General features: G+C 61.6%; 14 protein-coding genes and 3 pseudogenes. 4 read left to right on the top strand and 13 right to left on the bottom strand.

Annotated features, from left to right (window positions below; all coding sequences use genetic code 11):
* Window positions 1-140: 140 nt before the first annotated feature.
* Window positions 141-1709, top strand: coding sequence for an MFS transporter (locus tag XH91_RS35325; protein ID WP_232995657.1), 1569 nt, complete (start codon window positions 141-143; stop codon window positions 1707-1709).
* Window positions 1710-1830: 121 nt separating this feature from the next.
* Here XH91_RS35325 and XH91_RS35320 read toward each other — a convergent pair whose 3' ends face one another.
* The 3 genes and pseudogenes from XH91_RS35320 to XH91_RS35305 form a co-directional block, all read right to left on the bottom strand.
* A complete protein-coding gene (locus XH91_RS35320; RefSeq protein ID WP_128929802.1) occupies window positions 1831-2151 on the bottom strand; it encodes a DUF736 domain-containing protein in 321 nt (106 codons plus the stop codon).
* 554 nt (window positions 2152-2705) lie between these two features.
* Complete coding sequence (locus XH91_RS35310; RefSeq protein WP_308421719.1) at window positions 2706-3317, bottom strand: hypothetical protein; 612 nt, start codon at window positions 3315-3317, stop codon at window positions 2706-2708.
* A gap of 8 nt (window positions 3318-3325) precedes the next feature.
* A pseudogene (locus XH91_RS35305) lies at window positions 3326-4164 on the bottom strand (DUF2493 domain-containing protein); the annotation flags it as partial.
* Window positions 4165-4602: 438 nt separating this feature from the next.
* Here XH91_RS35305 and XH91_RS35300 point away from each other — a divergent pair.
* Both XH91_RS35300 and XH91_RS39955 read left to right on the top strand, forming a co-directional pair.
* The gene (locus XH91_RS35300) at window positions 4603-5460 is read left to right on the top strand and encodes a hypothetical protein (RefSeq protein ID WP_128929800.1); all 858 of its coding nucleotides are present in this window, start codon (window positions 4603-4605) and stop codon (window positions 5458-5460) included.
* A gap of 53 nt (window positions 5461-5513) precedes the next feature.
* Window positions 5514-5645: a hypothetical protein gene (locus tag XH91_RS39955; RefSeq protein ID WP_256438973.1), complete on the top strand. Its 132-nt coding sequence runs from the start codon at window positions 5514-5516 to the stop codon at window positions 5643-5645.
* Between the two features lie 135 nt (window positions 5646-5780).
* Here XH91_RS39955 and XH91_RS40220 read toward each other — a convergent pair.
* From XH91_RS40220 to XH91_RS35275, 8 genes and pseudogenes are all read right to left on the bottom strand, one after another.
* A pseudogene (locus tag XH91_RS40220) lies at window positions 5781-6070 on the bottom strand (integrase core domain-containing protein).
* The gene (locus tag XH91_RS40215; protein WP_371746376.1) at window positions 6027-6272 is read right to left on the bottom strand and encodes a hypothetical protein; all 246 of its coding nucleotides are present in this window, start codon (window positions 6270-6272) and stop codon (window positions 6027-6029) included. Before XH91_RS40215 ends, XH91_RS40220 begins: the two are co-directional and overlap by 44 nt.
* Before the next feature lie 48 nt (window positions 6273-6320).
* Window positions 6321-6650, bottom strand: coding sequence for a hypothetical protein (locus XH91_RS40210; protein WP_371746377.1), 330 nt, complete (start codon window positions 6648-6650; stop codon window positions 6321-6323).
* Between the two features lie 317 nt (window positions 6651-6967).
* A complete protein-coding gene (gltB, locus tag XH91_RS35290; RefSeq protein WP_128955105.1) occupies window positions 6968-11689 on the bottom strand; it encodes a glutamate synthase large subunit in 4722 nt (1573 codons plus the stop codon).
* 133 nt (window positions 11690-11822) lie between these two features.
* Window positions 11823-12194 (bottom strand): nickel-dependent hydrogenase large subunit, encoded by a 372-nt coding sequence (locus XH91_RS39680; protein ID WP_232995620.1) that lies wholly within the window; start codon window positions 12192-12194, stop codon window positions 11823-11825.
* 75 nt (window positions 12195-12269) lie between these two features.
* Window positions 12270-12473 carry a hypothetical protein gene (locus tag XH91_RS39675; protein ID WP_232995619.1) on the bottom strand — a complete coding sequence of 68 codons (204 nt, stop codon included), beginning with the start codon at window positions 12471-12473 and terminating at the stop codon, window positions 12270-12272.
* Between the two features lie 1132 nt (window positions 12474-13605).
* Window positions 13606-13944, bottom strand: a complete 339-nt coding sequence (glnK, locus tag XH91_RS35280; protein ID WP_128929799.1) for a P-II family nitrogen regulator — start codon at window positions 13942-13944, stop codon at window positions 13606-13608.
* A gap of 133 nt (window positions 13945-14077) precedes the next feature.
* Window positions 14078-14242, bottom strand: coding sequence for a Trm112 family protein (locus XH91_RS35275; RefSeq protein WP_128929798.1), 165 nt, complete (start codon window positions 14240-14242; stop codon window positions 14078-14080).
* A gap of 38 nt (window positions 14243-14280) precedes the next feature.
* Here XH91_RS35275 and XH91_RS35270 point away from each other — a divergent pair.
* Window positions 14281-14631: pseudogene (locus tag XH91_RS35270) on the top strand (transposase); the annotation flags it as partial.
* Window positions 14632-15221: 590 nt separating this feature from the next.
* Here XH91_RS35270 and XH91_RS35265 read toward each other — a convergent pair.
* Complete coding sequence (locus tag XH91_RS35265; protein ID WP_128929796.1) at window positions 15222-16409, bottom strand: RHE_PE00001 family protein; 1188 nt, start codon at window positions 16407-16409, stop codon at window positions 15222-15224.
* A gap of 1083 nt (window positions 16410-17492) precedes the next feature.
* Window positions 17493-18695, bottom strand: a complete 1203-nt coding sequence (locus XH91_RS35260; protein WP_128929795.1) for an integrase core domain-containing protein — start codon at window positions 18693-18695, stop codon at window positions 17493-17495.
* Window positions 18696-19179 lie beyond the last annotated feature (484 nt).

Raw genomic sequence — 19179 nt, 5'->3', positions numbered from 1 at the left:
TGTGTCCAGATAATTCGCTTCGCTCATTGAACGGCCCTGTCCTGGCTCCGGGCAAGCCGAAAGAGCGGTCGACGACCGAGGAAGCTGAGCCAACCTCGCCTGACCTTGAAGCTCGCCTCCACTCTGCCAAGGCCGATCGCATTACCGCCCCTCTGCGGCACCGCACGTTCCGCCGCATCTGGACCGCCAGCCTGGTGTCAAATCTCGGTAGTTTGGTACAGGGAGTCGGGGTGGCCTGGGCTATGACCGAAATGTCATCGTCAGCGGACAAGGTCGCGCTGGTCCAAACCGCTCTCGGATTGCCGGTGATGCTCATTGCGATTCCGGCCGGCGCAATTGCTGACCTGCATGACCGGCGCATCGTGGCATTGATTTCACTCGGTATTGCACTGACCGCCAGCGCTACGCTGGCGGTACTCGCTTTGCTGGGATTGCTTACGCCGGACCTCTTGCTTGGTCTCTGCTTTGCAGCAGGCTGTGGCACCGCGATGTTGGGACCCGCGTGGCAGGCGGCAGTGGGCGAGCAAGTGCCTCCACAAGCCCTGCCCGCCGCAGTTGCGTTGAATGGCATCAGCTACAACATCGCGCGGAGCGTAGGTCCGGCAGTCGGGGGTATCATTGTGGCCTCCGCCGGGACCGTAGCCGCGTTCACATTCAACACGATCTCGTTCGTGCCACTTATCGCCGCGCTCTATCTATGGAAGCGCGCAAGTGAGCGGTCGCGTCTCCCACCGGAACGGCTCGGCCATGCCATCCTGTTGGGCGTCCGGTACATCACGAACTCGCCACCTATTATGATCGTGTTGGTCCGAACGATCATATTCGGGTTGGTCAGCGGAGCTATCCTGGCGCTGTTGCCAGTGGTCGTACGTGATCGCCTTCTCGGTGGCGCGCCAACTTACGGCGTGATGCTGGGCGCCTTTGGCCTGGGAGCCATTTTGGGAGCGATCAATATCTCGCTGGTGCGCGAGCGCTTAAGTAGCGAAGCCGCCATGAGATGCTGCACGCTGTCCATGGCAGCGGGTATTGCAACTCTGGCACTAAGCCACAATCCGTTGATGGCTGCGTTCGGATTGGTTCTGGCTGGTACAGGGTGGACGTTGTCTTGGACGCTCTTGAACATCGGCGTACAGCTTTCTGCACCCCGCTGGGTTGCCGCGAGGTCTCTGGCGGCGTACCAGGCCGCCGCATCCGGCGGTCTTGCCATAGGCAGCTGGGGGTGGGGACATCTCACCGACATCGCCGGCGTTGAAACAGCGCTGCTTGTCGCAGCCTCGCTGATGCTGGCATCTCCTCTGGTCGGCCTACGATTGCGGATGCCTTCTGTTGGTGAGGGTGCCGAAGAGGGAAGCCTCCTCGAAGATCCGCAGGTGCGGTTGCCGGTCAGGGGGCGCGACGGACCTGTGGTGATCGAGATCGAATATCGGGTGGAGCAGAAAAACGCTCCGGACTTTCGGGAGGCCATGCAAGAGCTTCGGCTCGTCAGGCAGCGCAATGGCGCCTACGGTTGGTCGATCGCACAAAACATGGCAGACCCAGAAGCGTGGATCGAGCGCTATCACTTCCACACCTGGCACGACTACCTGCGCCAGCGCAACCGCTCCACCATGGCCGAGCAAGCTCTGGAAGGCGCTGTGATAAAAGACTACCACGTTGGTCCCGGCAAAGTGCGTGTCCGCCGCACGATCGAGGGTTTTGCTCGGGGATAGCTTGACGCCCGCAGTTGCGGACAACCGGCGGATGCGACCGCAGTGTCGCGTATTAGCGAGATGCTTCTCCGATGGAGATATTACCCCGCCCGGCGAACCGGGCGGGGCTTGGCGGAGGATCTCACTCGCCGTTCTTGCGCGGCCGGGACCAGAGCAGGTTGTAGCCCTCGCCACCTTCGTCGTCGAACAGGCTCGCGTAGATCGGCGCGTTGAAGGAGGGATCGTCAAGCTTGATCGAGAGGTAGTCGCGGCCCTCTTCGGAGCGCTTCGACCAGGCTGCGCCGATCTCGGCCCGACCCACATAGATGCGGTGGCTGGGCGCGTTCTCGTTGGAGCGGTTGGTCTCGGCGACGATGCGGACGCCCCTAGCCTGCAAGCTCAGCGTGACGATCTCGCCCTGGAAATCATTGCCGACCTTCTTGAAAGTTCCGATATTAGCCATCTTGCTTCTCCGTTGTGTTTCGAGCCCGCGACCACCGCGGCCTCGATGGCGATCTCAAGGGCGAGGACGATCGGCGACGCACCCGCTCGCGGGCTGAAGCGCAGCGGAGGACGCCGTTGAAGAGACTTTCTTGTCTCGCGAGGAATGGGCGTGAGCCCAGGGGAAGAAAGTCGCAGCAACGGCGTTGCGGCTCAGCCGATCGAGGCGCAGCCGGTCTTCGGCCAGATCGAGCCATCAAAGAGGCCTCGTGCGTCCGCGTGCTGAACCTCAAACCCGGGGAGAAGCTTGGCGAATTTCGGTTCCTCTGCACAAGAGGTCGGAACGGTTCGGGAAGGAAGAGAAACAATCTGCGGGAATGGGCGGCATCGTCCCGGCAAAGCGGTCAAGCGGTGCGGCGGGTCCAGCCGTGGCAGCTATGTGTGCCGGATCGGAAATCTCCAGCACGTGTTCGAAGGTTTCTGAGAGGACCGTCCGCCTCCTCTGCTCTGGTGAGCATCATCCATCGTCGAGGGTGCTTATTCTGCGACCTGTTCGACGACAAAAGCGCGGAAAGTTCATCCCTCGTTTGCCGCGGCCGTGAGAACGGGGCGGGACGGCTCTCCGCCCGTCCTTTCCGGCTCGATCGGGCGGGTCTTCGAGATGAGCGTCAAGCGCGTGAATGTTGACGAGCCGATGCAAACCGCGCCCAGCCATGCGAAGACCTCGCGCCAAGCCAGCGACGGCGCTCCGATCTGTGAGAGCGCGAACACCACGTGATAGCCGGCAACGGCCGCGGGAACGACGAACACGGCCGCAATTGCAAGTCGCAGGGCCACGTGGCGGCTAAGGGTAATGGCCAGCTGGCCGGCTGCGAGTGTGAGCACAGCGCAAACTGTGCCGACGAGCAGTGCGCCGACAATGCCCGCACCGCTGTTGAACGCCATCAATCCGATATTGATCGCAACAAAAAGCGCAGCGCATAGACCGCTAGCACAACGATCAGCCAGCAAATAGGCCGATACCAGCAATATTGAGAAGAAGCCCGAGGGCGAGCATGGTGGTGGCTCCAAGGCACGCGTGTGAGCGCTCGCGCCTTCCACCACCACCGCAGCCCAGCCGCCGACGTATAAACAAAACGAGGCGGAGTTACGGCGGGTGCGGCCTCGCCACTCGTCGGTTGACGGCAAGACGGCGCTCACGCGCCGCCAAACTTCCAGACCGGAATGCCAAGCCGCTTTGCCTTATCGGCAAGGTTGTCCTGAATGCCCGTGCCGGGGAAATGCAGGACGCCGATCGGCAGCAGTTCGAGCATCGCGTCATTGCGCTTGAAGGGCGCTGCCTTGGCGTGTTTGGTCCAATCCGGTTTGAATGCGATCTGTGGCACTTGCTGGTTGCCCATTTGGAGCCGATCAGCTCGGCGCCTTTCGGTGAAGCGCTGTGCAGCAGAACCATGTCGGGATGCTTGGCGTGCACCTTGTCGAGCCGATCCCAGACGAGGCTATAGTCGTTGAAGTCGAGCCCACCGGTCAGGGCGATCTTCGGACCCGGCGGCACCATGATCTCGGTTTCCGAGCGGCGCTTGGCTGCGATGAAGTCGCGGGAATCGATTATCGCCGCGGTGAGCGTGCGATGGCTGACCAGTGATCCCGACCGTGGGCGCCAAGCAGACCCCGTGTGGACTTCGAAGCGCTCGATCGCCTGGTCGCGGAAGAGTTCGAGACAGTTGCGGCGCTCGATCAGCGAGATGCCCTCGGCGGTTAGGCGCTCAAGCTCGACCGAGCGCACTTCCGAGCCGTTCTGCTCGCGCTGGCTCTTCTGCTGCGCCTGTTCGTTGACGTCGAGCTGGCGCTCGATGCGTTCGACGGCGCGATGGAACAGGTTGACCGTCGGCCAGAGGAGATCATCGAGGTCGGGCTCCAGCCGGGTATCGCTCAATGACGCAACCAGCGCGTCAAACATGTCTGCAACAGCGCCGGTAATGATCCTGGTCTCCGGTAGCGGCCTTGGATCGGGCTGATCGTCGAAGGGACGGTATAGGCGCGACTCAGCCTCTCATTCATGCCATATCGCGCGATCTCCGCCTCGACCCTGGGGATTAGAATCAGATCGTCGTGAGTGTCGGGGATGAGCGATATTGACTGGAAATGCATAAGAACTCTCTGCGGGTTGTTCGGCGACTGATTTCAGTATCAGACGACCATTTCCCGACCGTTTTCATCATTCACGAGTTGATACACGACCGCTACAGACGATCAATGACCAGCCCTGGTAGGAATGTCCCGCAGCCAATGAGGTCCCGTCGTGCGGGCCCATTCTGGGCTACCAACTTCGGCAGGTTGATGCTTGCATTGGATTGGCATCTTGTTTCGCAGCTGCCAGCTGCCGGCGGTACTGTGCAAGCGCGCGGGCGCGATGTTTTGTAGTCGCATAGTTGGCGCAAACAATGGCACTCAGATTTGCCGTGAGGCCCTCATGCGGACAATCGTACTGGACGATCGCGGCCACGCTTGGGACGCATGTTCTTCAGCTCTGCGTAAATGTTTTCTACACTACCCAGTGACCGAATTCGATTTCCTGAGTTATCTCATCAATAATATGGGTTTCGTGACAGTTGCTCTGTTCCGCCCCGGGTCGGCACAGATACGAATCCGGTTTGAGACTGCCACCCCAGTCAGCGTTGCTGCGGCGATCAATCTTGTCAGCGACCTTGGGGTGGAGCGAATGGTCATTTCAAATTCGGTAGACCTCGCCGACAAGTTGTTTTCAACTCGTTCGCAAGCGGTCACATATATAAATCAGCGGCTAGGCGAGCCTTGCCAGCGAGCGGCGACAAACATTCGATACAGGCAGATGCCGATTGAGACTTTGGTAGGCTGCCAAGGTCCACTATCCATGCTTTTGTCCTACTGGGACTGTTCGGACCGAACCGCCGATCTGACAGCTCTGAAGAAGGCGTTGTGCTCCCCAGCCGCGGTCAGGTTCGCCGCAATTGAGGCCGTGGCTGGTCGCCTCACCATTATCGATCTCGGAGCCGGCTTCGAAATCTTCAGCAAGACCTGGCGGGAGAATGCGCCCGGCATTCCGGTTGATGAACAACCGGATTATGAATATGGGCGATGGGTGCATCGTATGTACGAGTCCGTCCTAGAAACGCACCAACCTCGCCTAGATGAGGTCGATGCCAAGATTCTTCGCCCCCATTTGAACGACAAAGTTCAGCTGTCGTACCAACGCCTGATTGTTCCTTTCAAATACGGAAGGCGAGGAGTCACTCGTCTGATCGGCGCGTCGCTAGTGAGACAATCAATCAAACTCTCCAGCGAGTCGTAGGTGACGTGCCCATTAGGCCGCCTCACATCAGGAGGTCCGCCGGGAGTCGACCAGTGATGATCATCGATGCAGTTAAACAGCTGTCAGACCTGATGAAGCAGCCCATTCATATCAAGTCTCCCCGCAACTGTTTGGTGATCACATGCCAACAGCGCGCGATTCAGCAGTTCTTACCTTCGGCTTGAGCCATAACAGCCTGGAAATCCGCAAGCATCTCGTGGCTCGGCATCCAAACGAGACGCATCGCAGTACCCCGAGCGGCGGGGCGATAAGTTGATCCTGGACAGATCAATCCTTGTATAATCGGCATGACCTGCCACTCATCCGGCAGCGGTTAGAGGCTCAGGGTTTTGTACGCTGAGCGGCGCGTGTGTAGCAGCGGACGATCGGCGGAGCTGGTCGGGTTTGCGTAACCGGTCGTCCTTGCGGTGAGTTGGACGGCATAGGCCGCTGGGTGAGGTATTTAGCGACGAGTGAGGGCGCCGGATATCGTAGTCAGCGACCCAGCGGACGATCTTGGCGCGGGTGTCGTCAAGATCGAAAACGGGGTCTTGTTCAGGAGTTCGTCACGCATCGAGCCGTTGGAGCTTTCGATGAAGCCGTTCTGCATCGGCTTTTTGGGCGCAATGAAGTACCAGTCGATGATTGTGTCCTTTGCACCAGGCAGCATGGCATTGGAGGTGAAACTCGGTGCCATGGTCGGACACGATCATCCGTAGCTTGCCCCGTCGCTCGACGAACGTCAGCTCGCGGGCGACGCGCTGGCCCGAGACCGACGTATCCGGAACAGCCCCCCGGCACTTTTTGGTCACGTCATCGACGATGTTGAGAATGCGGAAGTGCCGTCCATGCCGAACTGGTCATGAACGAAGTCCAGCGACCAGCGTGCATTGGGCCTGGCCTGCACCAGAATCGGGGCCGGGTCCCCACGGCCTTGCGGCGAGCTCACCGCTTGCGGACGCGAGTGCTTCTTCCCGATAATGCCGGTAGATCCGGCTGATCCCCCATGGCTCTGCTTCCCGTCGTAAGAGGACGAACACCCGGCGGTAGCCGAACGACCGCCGCCGCCCGGTGGCGAGATCGCGCAACCGGCCGCGCAGCTCCGCATCCAGCGGGCGGCTGGACTGATAGCGGATCATCTTCCGGTCCGCGCTGATGATTGAGCAGGCGCTCCGCACCGACAGGCTCATGACAGCCTGCAGACGGCAGCGCGCGTGGCGGGGGGGCCCCCTCCCCTTCTTTGAAAGGAGCTCGCGAAGGGCAGCCGCATCGAATCTGCTCGGCCAGAAGCTTCTTCAGCTTCGCATTCTCCTCCTCCAGCGTCTTCAGTCGCTTGACCTCGATCCGCCGCCAAGAAACACGGTCCGTCTGGCGAGGCCTAACACGCCTCAATGTTGCATCGCGATCAGTTTGATTTGGTAATTAAAGCTGTCGGCGACGGCCTTGTGTATTTACGAGGCGGTCTTCGCGCCCCACTCACCATGAGATCGTTTTCTTACGCCCCGATTTAGATTTTCGGCTCGGCGTCCGCGTTGGCGGCCAGTTCGCGCAGCGCGCGCCGGTACTCGACCGGCATCACCTTGCGGAATTTAGGCAGCCATTCCTTCCAGTTGGCAAGGATATCGGCGGCGCGCTTGGAGCCGGTCGCCTTGGCGTGGCGCGAGATCAGGACGTGAAGCCGCTCGACGTCGGAGTCGAGCAGGTTCTTGAAGACGTCGACCCGGCCATGCGCCTCGAGGTCACCGGAGTGGTTGTAGGTGCCGGCGTTGATCAGCTCTTCCGACAGCACCGGCTCGAGCTCGACCATCGACAGATTGCACAGCTTGTCGAAGTCACCGGTCTCGTCCAGCACATAGGCGATGCCGCCGGACATGCCGGCCGCGAAGTTGCGCCCGGTCTTGCCGAGCACGACCACGATGCCGCCGGTCATGTATTCGCAGCAATGGTCGCCCGCGCCCTCGACCACCGCCACCGCGCCGGAATTGCGCACGGCAAAGCGTTCGCCGGCGATGCCGCGGAAGTAGCACTCGCCCTGAATGGCGCCGTACATCACGGTGTTGCCGACGATGATGCTCTCTTCCGGCACGATGCCGCTGTTGGCCGGCGGCCTGACGATGATCTTGCCGCCCGAGAGCCCCTTGCCGACATAGTCGTTGGCTTCACCTTCGAGCTCGAAGGTGACGCCCTGCGCCAGCCACGCGCCGAAGGCCTGGCCGGCAGTGCCCTTGAGGCCGACATGGATGGTGTCGTGCGGCAGCCCGGCATGGCCGTAGATCTTGGCGACCACGCCCGACAACATCGCGCCGGCAGAGCGGTTGGTGCTGTTGATCTTGGCCTCGATCTTCACCGGCGCGCCGCGGTCGAGCGCAGGCGTCGCCTTCTCGATCAGCGTGCGGTCGAGCACAGCCTCCAGATGATGGTTCTGGCGCTCGGAGTGATAGATCTTCTGGCCCTTCTCTTCCTTCTGCTTGACGAACAGCTTGGAGAAGTCGAGGCCCTTGGCCTTCCAGTGCGCGACCAGCCTGGTCTGGTCGAGCAGCTGAACCTGGCCGACCATCTCGTTGAAGGTGCGGAAGCCGAGCGAGGCCATGATCTCGCGCACTTCCTCGGCGACGAAGAAGAAGTAGTTGATGACGTGCTCGGGCTGGCCGGTGAAGCGCTTGCGCAGGACGGGGTCCTGGGTCGCGACGCCGACCGGGCAGGTGTTGAGATGGCACTTGCGCATCATGATGCAGCCGGCCGCGATCAAGGGCGCGGTGGCGAAGCCGAACTCGTCGGCCCCGAGCAGCGCACCGATCACGACGTCACGTCCGGTGCGGAAGCCGCCGTCGACCTGGACCACGATGCGGCTGCGCAGCCGCTCGCGGACCAGCGTCTGATGGGTCTCGGCAAGGCCGATCTCCCACGGCGAGCCGGCGTGCTTGATCGAGGTCAGCGGCGAAGCGCCGGTGCCGCCCTCGAAGCCCGCGATGGTGACATGGTCGGCGCGCGCCTTGGCGACGCCCGCGGCGACCGTGCCGACGCCGATCTCGGAGACCAGCTTGACCGAGACGTCGCCCGTCGGGTTGACGTTCTTGAGGTCGTAGATGAGCTGCGCCAGATCCTCGATCGAGTAGATGTCGTGGTGCGGCGGCGGCGAGATCAGGCCGACGCCCGGCGTCGAGTGCCGGACCTTGGCGATGGTGGCGTCGACCTTGTGGCCGGGCAGCTGGCCGCCTTCGCCGGGCTTGGCACCCTGCGCCATCTTGATCTGCATCATGTCGGAGTTGACGAGATACTCCGTGGTGACGCCGAAGCGGCCCGAGGCGACCTGCTTGATCGCCGAGCGCATGGAATCGCCGTTCGGCATCGGCTTGAAGCGGTCGGCTTCCTCGCCGCCTTCACCGGTGTTCGACTTGCCGCCGATCCGGTTCATGGCGATCGCGAGCGTGGTGTGCGCCTCGCGCGAGATCGAGCCGAAGCTCATCGCGCCGGTGGCGAAACGTCTGACGATGTCCTTGGCCGGCTCGACCTGGTCGAGCGGCACCGGCTTGCGCTTTTCTTCCTCCGCGTTCTTGATCCGGAACAGGCCGCGCAGCGTCAGCAGACGCTCCGACTGTTCGTTGAGGATCTTGGCGAAGGCGCGATAGCGCTCCAGCGAATTGCCGCGCGCGGCATGCTGCAGCAGGCCGACCGACTCGGCGGTCCAGGCATGGTCCTCGCCGCGGCTGCGATAGGCATATTCGCCGCCGACATCGAGCGCGGTCTTGTAGACCTGAGCCTCGCCGAACGCGTCGGCATGGCGGCGCACCGCCTCTTCCGCGATCTCGCCAAGACCGACACCCTCGACGCGGGTATGCGTGCCGGCAAAGAACTTGCCGACGAAATCCGCCTTGAGGCCGACCGCGTCGAAGATCTGCGCGCCGCAATAGGACTGGTAGGTCGAGATGCCCATCTTGGACATCACCTTGAGCAGCCCCTTGCCGATCGACTTGATGTAGCGCTTGACGATCTCGTAGTCGTCGAGCGAGCCGGGCAGGCGGTCCTTCATCGCGATGATGGTTTCGAACGCGAGGTAAGGATTGATCGCTTCGGCGCCGTAGCCGGCAAGGCAAGCGAAGTGGTGCACTTCGCGCGGCTCGCCGGATTCGACGACGAGGCCAACCGAGGTGCGCAGGCCCGTGCGGATCAAATGATGATGCACGGAGGCGCAGGCCAGCAGCGAGGGGATCGGCACCCGGTCGGTGCCGACCATGCGGTCGGACAGGATGATGATGTTGACACCTTCGCGCACGGCGACTTCCGCGCGTGCGCAGAGCTCGTCCAGCACCTGGTCCATACCCGCCGCACCGAGGCCGGCGTGGAACGTGGTGTCCAGCGTGCGCGGCTTGAAGTGCGACTCGGCCACTTCCGGGATCGAGCGGATCTTTTCCAGGTCCGCATCGGTCAGGATCGGCTGACGGACTTCGAGGCGCTTGGTGGTGGCCATGCCCTGCAGGTCGAACAGGTTCGGCAGTGGCCCGATGATCGAGACGAGGCTCATCACCAGCTCCTCGCGGATGGGGTCGATCGGCGGATTGGTGACCTGGGCGAAGTTCTGCTTGAAATAGGTGAACAGCGGCTTGGCCTTGTCCGACAGCGCCGAGATCGGCGTGTCGTTGCCCATCGAGCCCGCGGCTTCCTCCCCCGTGGCCGCCATCGGCGTCATCAGGATCGCGATGTCTTCCTGGCTGTAGCCGAACGCCTGCTGGCGATCGAGCAGCGAGAGGTTGGATCGCACGCCCGTGGTCGGCACCTTCGGCAGGTCTTCCAGCACGATCTGGGTCCGCTCCAGCCACTCCTTGTAGGGATGGCTCTTGGCGAGCTCGGCCTTGATCTCGTCGTCGGGAATCAGGCGGCCCTGTTCGAGGTCGACCAGCAGCATCTTGCCGGGCTGCAGGCGCCACTTGGTGATGATCTGGTCCTCGGGGATGGTCAGCACGCCCATTTCGGACGCCATCACGATGCGGTCGTCCTTGGTCACGAGATAGCGCGCCGGCCGCAATCCGTTGCGGTCGAGCGTGGCGCCGATCTGGCGGCCGTCGGTGAAGGCGATCGCGGCCGGGCCGTCCCACGGCTCCATCAGCGCGGCGTGATATTCGTAGAAGGCGCGGCGCTTCTCATCCATCAGCGGATTGCCGGCCCACGCCTCCGGAATCATCATCATGACGGCGTGCGGCAGCGAGTAGCCGCCCTGCACCAGGAATTCCAGCGCGTTGTCGAAGCAGGCGGTGTCCGACTGTCCCTCGTAGGAGATCGGCCAGAGCCGGCTGATGTCCTTGCCGTACAGCTCGGAGCTCACCGAAGCCTGGCGCGCCGCCATCCAGTTGGTGTTGCCGCGCAACGTGTTGATCTCGCCGTTATGCGCGATCATGCGATAGGGGTGCGCCAGCGACCAGGCCGGGAAGGTGTTGGTCGAGAAGCGCTGATGCACCAGCGCCAGCGCGCTCTCGAAATCCTTCTCGTGCAGATCAGGGTAGTACTTGCCGAGCTGGTCGGCGAGGAACATGCCCTTGTAGATCACGGTGCGGCAGGACATCGAGCAGGGGTAATAGCCGGCGAGGCCGCGGTCGCGGCGCTGGTAGATCGCCTGCGAGATCGACTTGCGCAGGATGTAGAGCCGGCGCTCGAACTCGTCCTCGGTCTTGGCAACGCCATTGCGGCCGATGAACACCTGCATGCAGGCAGGCTCGGTCGGCTTCACGGTGACGCCGAGCGAGGAATTGTCGGTCGGCACGTCGCGCCAGCCGAGCAGGGTCAGGCCCTCCGCCTTGATCTGGTCGGCGATGATGCTCTTGATGACGTTGCGCCAGGCGGTGTCGCGCGGCATGAACAGCGCGCCGATGGCGTATTCACCCGGCGCGGGTAGCTCGAACTTGTTCTCCTTGGCCTTGCGGCTGAAGAAGGCGTGCGGGATCTGCACCAGGATGCCGGCGCCGTCACCGGCGCGCGGGTCGGCGCCGACGGCGCCGCGATGCTCGAGATTGCAGAGGATGCTCAGCGCATCCGAGACGATCTCATGCGACTTCTGGCCCTTGATGTTGGCGATGAAGCCGACGCCACAGGAATCCTTCTCCAGGCTCGGATCGTACAGGCCTTCGGCTTTGGGGCGGGAATTGTGTTCCTGAATCGGATCGGTCGTTTTCGAGGCGACCGTCGCCGACAGCTCTTCTGCCACGATGTTTCCGCGCTCGAATTGCGACCCGTTCATTGTATTCCTCTTTCGACATTGGGTGCACTCCAACTAGCCAGTTCGCATGCGGGTTCTTGCCGCCGTAACAGCACGTGGAGTTTGTCGACGTCCTTCTAGAGATCGAGCGCCTGCAGGCAATGTGCCACCGCCATTAGGTTCGCCTACGGCGAAAGCTTGTACGCTGGGTGCCTCGAAAATGCGCTCTTGAATGGATCGAGTTTCTTTGTTTGCACGAGCCTGGTGAGCCTGGTGAGCAGTAACGCGACGAATGAGATCGATTGCGCAAGTGCTGAGGCCGCCTTGGCGTCAGCCTCGACTGCGAAGACCGCGCCGACCGAAGCCAGCCCAATCCAGAGCATGCACGTGACAAAAAATGCACGAGATAGTCATGCATAGTTGCATGATGTAACAGGTTTAAACTGGGAATCTCCCGGATGACGATGCCAAGCGGTTCACTACTGCGCGCAGGTGCCGGCGCGTGCGTGCCGGTACAGACCCAGCAAATTCGCTCGGTGAACGCCAAGGCATCGCGCGCCCAATACCACGCCGCATCGTCTCGTTGAGACCGCGTTGCGGATCACATTATCGGAATCGACATTCACCTCGATAAGCAGGTGAATTCGATCCTGGTCAGCGGATCGACAAGATCGCCCTCGCTGGAGTTACCGAGCGTGAATCGGTTGGGCGTCTGAATGCCCATCATTGTACTCTCTGAGTTCGACTGAATTCGTGGGCGGCGCTTCCGCGCTTGCTCGTAAGGCATTTCAGCCCCATCACATGCCGCATGGACGAACGTCGCCATGGTGTTCTCAATACCGAATTGCTGCGCACTCTGGTCGAGCAAGCGTTAGGTGGTTTCCCCTTGCAGCCATTTTGTAGAGGCAATAGCCCTTGCTAGCCTGCTCGTCGTCCATTCTCGGCCAACCGGCCGGCATCGAAATGCCCGCGACGTTAGCACTTGTCTGGATGCGGTGGATTGTCTTGAGCCGCGAGGTACTTGGCCCTTACATTTGGCCCGCATTTGCCGGAAAGATTGCCTCGGGTTGGCCTCCAGCGGCCGCCATGATAGCCCGTCGCGCCGAGCGAGATCATCGACAGCCCCGCTTCCTTAAGCGGCGGTTTGCGATGATCCGCATAAAGCTCTCCAGGCAGCAAGTGCACTTGAGCCCGTGCATACAGATTACGCAGATGCGCAGCTTGGTCTTAAGAGCTCAGGCAGTACGGCGGCTACGAGCTGTCAAAGCCCGAGGCTCGCTGCAGCGGGACGGCATAAGTTGTGAAAACTTCGCCGCGTGATGCTCTGGCGCCTGGACTGAATGTCGAAACGCGCCGACGTTGTTCGAAGGACTTTGCAAGAAGTTGACCATCGTAGCTTGGCACTCTCCTCTACATGCATGCCCGGGAGCTCGCGAGGGTACAATCTCATGGTCGAAGCATTCTTCTCCCGCGCCTCATTGTCGCGGGAAGCGGTCAGATGTGGCGCTCATCACGAGAATGCCCAACGCTCAAAAACATCATCGCCGACCGCCACACGGCCGCCCCGTTTCCGTCGGAACGCAAACGCGCCTACTGTCTGGAACGTGCCAAACTGTTGGCGAACGCGACGGTACCTTTAGTGACACGGTCCGCAATGCGGCGCATAGGCGATCTGCTGAACAGCACGACGTGCTGCTCAGCAATCGGCCCGAGTTCCTCCGCCGCATTGAAGGAATGCTCCCGACGCGATGCTTCCGGTTCCGAGAAAGCGATCGAGGGCCAGCTCTAGCGAGTGCGGCGCCGGTTTGCGCGATCGGACTACAGCGACCCGAGCCGCTGTCGATAGGCCGCGGTGCATCTCGCGAAAAACACGGTTCCGATCCGGAAGAACTGCGCGCGAACTGGCACGGCACCACACCGAAGCTCGGGTTATCGAAAGGTAGATCCAGGCCGCGAAATCAAAGGGCCGCGGCGTCGGTCTCTCCGGTGCGGATGCGGACCGCGTGGACGAGATTGATGACGAAGATCTTGCCGTCGCCGATCTGCCCGGTTTTCGCAGCGGACGTGATGGCCTCGATGGTCTTGTCGACCTGATCAGAAGCGACAGCGACCTCGATCTTGATCTTGGGCAGGAAGTTCACGGCATATTCGGCGCCGCGATAGATTTCCGTATGGCCCTTCTGACGGCCATATCCCTTGACTTCTGTCACCGTGAGACCGTGAACACCAATGTCGGTCAGGGCGTCACGGACGTCTTCCAGCTTGAATGGCTTGATAATTGCCATAACCATTTTCATGGGTTCTATCCCCGCTTGGGCCCGGCCCGGAAGTGGCCGGGCGTTTCTCGACTTGTTCGCCACGACGGTAAAGTTTCACTACCCGAGCACCCAGGCTCTTGAGATCAAATCCCGTGCCAGATCGCCGCTTTGCCTAACGGATTATGAAAACGGGCGGGTCAGCGAACTTGCGCGATCGCGAGATCAGCTCCTGCTTGGCCGAGCCAAATTCCAGCGGGTCCTTAGTCAGCGGGCAGACGAGGATCTGCAGCAATTTTTGATCGAACACTATTTCAGGGCGTTCGGCGGACGCTGACATCGGCGTCTCCGGCATTGCCTCTAACAACGCCCCGGCGCATGCCGGCAAAAAAGTGGACGCCGCGTCGTCTCAGCGTTCATTGCTACTGCGTTTGCCCAGACGATGCGGAGACAGAAAAGGCGCAATGGTGCAAGGTCGCCGACCAGCTCCGCCAAAATTGCCCAAGCTTGCGCGCTTGCTGGCGAGGCTTGGACCGATGTGCTGGCCTATGTGACCTTCTCGCCGCAGCCCCGGACCAAGCAGCACTCCACCACCCAATCGAGGACCTTAACGACGAGATTAAGCGGTGCACCGAGGTGGTCGGCATCTTCCTGAACGAAGACGCCATCGTACGCCTGATCGGCGCGATCCCGCTCGAGCAAAATAATGATGAATGGGCCGTCCAACGCGGCTGTTGCATGACTCTGTAAACCGCTGCCAATGAATGATGCAGCCTTCAGCCTTCAGCCCTCCGGCAATCGCCAGCTGATCTGCCCGGCTCCTGCCTACGATCGCGGTGATCGCCGCCAGCGACACCACGCAACGGGATACGATTGCCGCGGTCGGGATACCCTGTCATTCTCGTAGCGCCGGAGCCCAAGGAAAGGATGCAGATGATACATGGGCCTTAGCCCCATCGACAAGCCCACCACCCGCTATCGTTTTCGCCTGTGGGTGGTCACGAGCATCGAGTCCCCTGTCCGTTCGCGGCAGGCTGAGCTTAGGAGAGCCGCCGAGCTCAAGCGCCGCAACGGCATGGGCAGCAGGACTTTAGGCCGTTCCAAGGTCACGAGAACGAAGCCTGCGGCAGATCGGCCGTTTGTCCATCTCTCTTGTTGAGTTCGAGTCATGGAGGAGGGGATCAATCGGTGCGGAGGCCCGCTTGGGCGCAAGCTGTATTTTTCAAGAGTCTCGGGAATTCTCGATGGCGGGGTTGATCCTGCGGGCATTAGGAACCGGCAGATTGGTCGTCTGCTGGCACTCGGGTAGGTTATCTTTTTTAGAGAACACCCCAGGCTCGGTAACGCCCTCGTCCAGTGGTCTCGCGCAGACCAAGCTCATTTACGAGACTCAATGCTGCACGCGGTGTGATATCCAGCTCTTCTGCGATCATGCCGGCAGAAACGACTGGCCGGCTGAAGACGTAATCGATAAGCGCCGGCAATTTCGACGTCGATCGATGGCCGGCCACCCTTCGAAGCATCAGAGTGCGTTCGTTCAGCCACCTGTCGTGCGTCTTCAGGCCAATCTCACCAGCGGCCGTGATGGCCTCAAGCTCCGCGACGAGACGGGTTGCAAGGTCGCGCGAGCGGCGTCGCTCACGCGGGATCGTCTTCAGCCCCTCATGCAGGCAAGCCAGGTGTGAGCGTGCTTTTCTCCGATGACCTAGCAGCGCAGACGTAAGCAGCTGGCCAAGCCAGGGTCGGTGCTGAAGGGGCTCGAGACTGCGCCAGCTGTCCGCGGCAATGGCCGCCGCGAGCGTCGGAGGCAGGCTCCTGCTTTGCTGAAGGCCGCGTCTCCAGACGGCAAGACGCTTTTCTTCGTCCCAATCGGGGTCGTAGACCAGTGGATCCCGCTCGGTCATTCGACGGAGATCGCTGGTTAAGATCTGGTCGGTCTTGGCGATCGCGGCGTCGATTTCTGCGAAAGCCTGCGCGAGTCCGTCATTGCTCTGAGTTACAGAAGAGTAGTCGTGGGTTCTCGGCACATGGCTGTCCTGCTCCGCCTCATGATGCGTAGTTCCGATGTTCGGCGGTTCGCAGTCCTCCTCTTCTATTCCATTTGTGCCGGCTAACCCGCGCAGATCGGTGATCCCGACGGACGAGAGAGCCCAGTCGGGGCCCTCGCGGTGAATGCGCCGGCGGGCGCGGAGTACATCGCGAGCTCGGCTCAGCTCGTGAGTTGGCGCACGAACATCCATGCCAGCGTCATGAAGAACGAGATCTTCGAGGTGGACGAGTTCGCCTTCCAGCCATAGAGTGGCGCATGCGTCGGTGAAGTGCGTCCGACTAATCCAACCGTCTCGGATTGGGCTTTTCGCAAGGCGCTCATCTAGACGGGCTAAAGCATCTTCCGCGGCTGCGAGCGGAAGTGCAATCGCCGACCAGGGCAACGGTTCTGGTATTTTGTAGCTACTAGACAACGCCTTGATAACTTTGATGAGAATCGGCGACACGGAAGCTATCATGTCGCTAATTTCCGTCATAGCGACATAGCTTCAACTGCTATGATGAGCGTGCAAGCGTTAGTGCCGATCGGTCTTTAAACCGATGTCGGAGTCCTAGCCTCTATTCTCCTTCCTCGGCCGTCCGCCTGTAGAGCTGTAGAGCAACCCGGTTGGCATCATTACTACCGGCGGGGGCAGTTGCTGGGCGGCTCATCTACAAGCGGCGATGGCCCCCCACTGGGCCCCGCATGAGTCTGGCGCATGATTAGGCAGTCTGTAGCGGCGGTGCGAAGGTCATATCGAGAACTACCCCTCGCGGAGATAGCAGCCAGATTTGGCGAGTAGGCGTGGCAACGGTCGTCTTGAAGAGTTCAGTTCCGACCAGCTAACGGCGTATCGGCGGATGGTCAAAGAACGGTTACGAGACTTCTTCAAGAAGGGTTCGAACGATTAGCCAACCGTAGTTCGATTTGGAGCTTCGCGGGCCTTCACTCGCTCTGGCCAGTCGTGAGAACGCCTGTATCAAAGGCCTAGATTGAGCTAGGCTGTGTTGTCAGCTGACAACGTTTTGCTGCGAAGTGTTGGTGTCGGATTCACCATTAAAATGCATTAACCATGTTTCGCCGGACGCGCGGGCTACAAGTGCTCGAATGGGCGACCCGTCGGAATTCTGCAGATCACCTAGGAGGTGTTGTCAGCTGACAACGCCGACTCGCCTGCTTTCTCATCGCGCCTCTTTTGCCCTCCCCCACATCGCACAAGATGTTGTCAGCTGACAACAGTACGGGGGCCGACCGCAGACTACGAGACAAAGGCTCTTGAGCCGGTTCCGAGCGGGGATCGTCTCGAGCGGGATGGATCCATCCGAGCGGTAAATTGCCGGATCAACAATGTAGTTTCCTCAAGCGCCTTACCCGACCAGTCCATCTGTGTCGGTTTGGGGTGCAGTCTAGTCCCCGCTGGGACTGTCGAGGCTCGACCAAAAGTTGGAGGCCCCTTCGGGGGCAGTGGCGTGGTATGCGAGTACTTCAATCGCGCGGGTTGCATGGTCCACCGGGTTGATTCCTGACATTTTGGACCGGGCTGATGCCTGACAATATTCGATCATTGTTCTCCTGTCTGCGGCGTTTCCTGCGCGATGCGGAGCCGCGCGCGCGGCGGAGCAAAGCGCAGGAAACGCCGCTCGCAATTGATCAGCCCGAGATCGCGACCGCAGAAGCGCACGAGGTGGCCGCTAGTGTCGTGCTCACAGAGGCCGACGAGCTCACCTGCGAGCGCCTCGCCAACGAAAACGTGCTCGCCGCGCCATTTGATATCGCCGGTGGGACGCACCCGGCGAACCTCGTGATCGGCGTCGTACCAAGGGTCATCGAGACGGCGTGGCAAGGTGCGCGAGGGCGACTGCCAGAGTTTGACGGGCGGCATCTGGTCGAGCGCCTCATGTGGCCGCTCCTGGTTGAAGTGGTGGCGGAAGGCATCGAAGCGGCGTTGCTGCTCGGCGACCGTTGCCGCGGGCGGCTTCGTGGTCTGGGCCTTCAGCGTGCGGTGCATGCGCTCGTGCCGGCCGTTGTCCTGCGGGCTCGCCGGGGGGATGTAGCGCGGTTCGATACCGAGCTTGAGCCACCATACCGAGAGCGCCGAAAGGCCGCCCGCCCCCGTCGATCCAAACGGTGCACCATTGTCGGAGCGGATCGCGGCGGGAAGGCCGATGTCCTTGAAAACACGTTCCAGGGCGCTCCTGACGCCCGCCCCCGTCGGATCGACGATGCGCACTTCGATAAGATAGCGGCTCGCCGCATCGGTGATGGTCAGCGGATCGCAGCGGTTGCCGTCGCGGGTTCGGAACCAGCCCTTGAAGTCGATCGCCCATTCTTCGTTGGGTGCGCTTGCCGGCGCCGCCACCTCGCCTTGCGCAATCGCCCGGCGTCGGCGCCGACGCGCCTCGACCAGGCCCTCACGCTTCAGGATGTCGCCGATCGTCGAGGCTGCCGGCCAGTCGACCTCCGGCCGCTCATGCTCAAGCCATGCCTTGATCTTCTTCGGGCCGAAATGCGGAAACCGCTGCCGCGTCGCGACGATGCGATCGGCCAGCCGCCCCGCCGTCGCATGCGGGCAACTCGCCGCCGCGTGGCTGCGCTCCTCGAACCAGCGCCGCTCCCCGCTCTCCCGACGCCGCTTCCAGACGTAGAACGTCTCTCGGCTGACGCCGTGCCGCGCGCACAGCTCCGTCACCGAAAATGCCCCCGTCTCGTACTCTCGAAACAACGCGACACGCTCCTCCACAGGACTGCTCTCCCTGAAAGGCATCGCCTGATCCTCCTTCGAATCAGACGAGCCTTGCCTGTCAGGAATCAACCCGGTCTAATCTGTCAGCACTCAGCCCGGTCTGTACCCATCCAGCCCCCCGCCCGGCATGCAAGCAGCGGGTGGCGCATTCCTCGCTCGTGCCGCACCATTGCCCGCTTGATGGATTGGACAGCGCAACGCGAACGCTAGCGCCATTCGCCGTCTCCAGGCGTCATCCGTTTCCCTTGCCGCTAGTTGTCCCGCATGTTGTCAGCTGACAACAGTGCCGTGGCAACCGTGGAGCGTGGGGTCCGTTCACCTGCCGCTCGTTTCGCTAGGCTCAGAAGCCCCGAGCGACCAAGGAGGAGTCCGGGGTGGCCCAGGTAGCCCTGAACCAACGGCGAGCATCAGAAAACCCGCCAACTAATTCACCGCTCGGACCTCTTCCGGAGTTAAGGCGGTGAGGAGGTCATCCGTGGTCATGGCGGGTGGTTTGGCCTCGGGC

Source organism: Bradyrhizobium guangzhouense (genome assembly GCF_004114955.1).
GTDB lineage: Bacteria > Pseudomonadota > Alphaproteobacteria > Rhizobiales > Xanthobacteraceae > Bradyrhizobium > Bradyrhizobium guangzhouense.
Note: the sequence above shows the minus strand (reverse complement) of the source record. Positions and strands in the feature narration are given on the sequence as shown.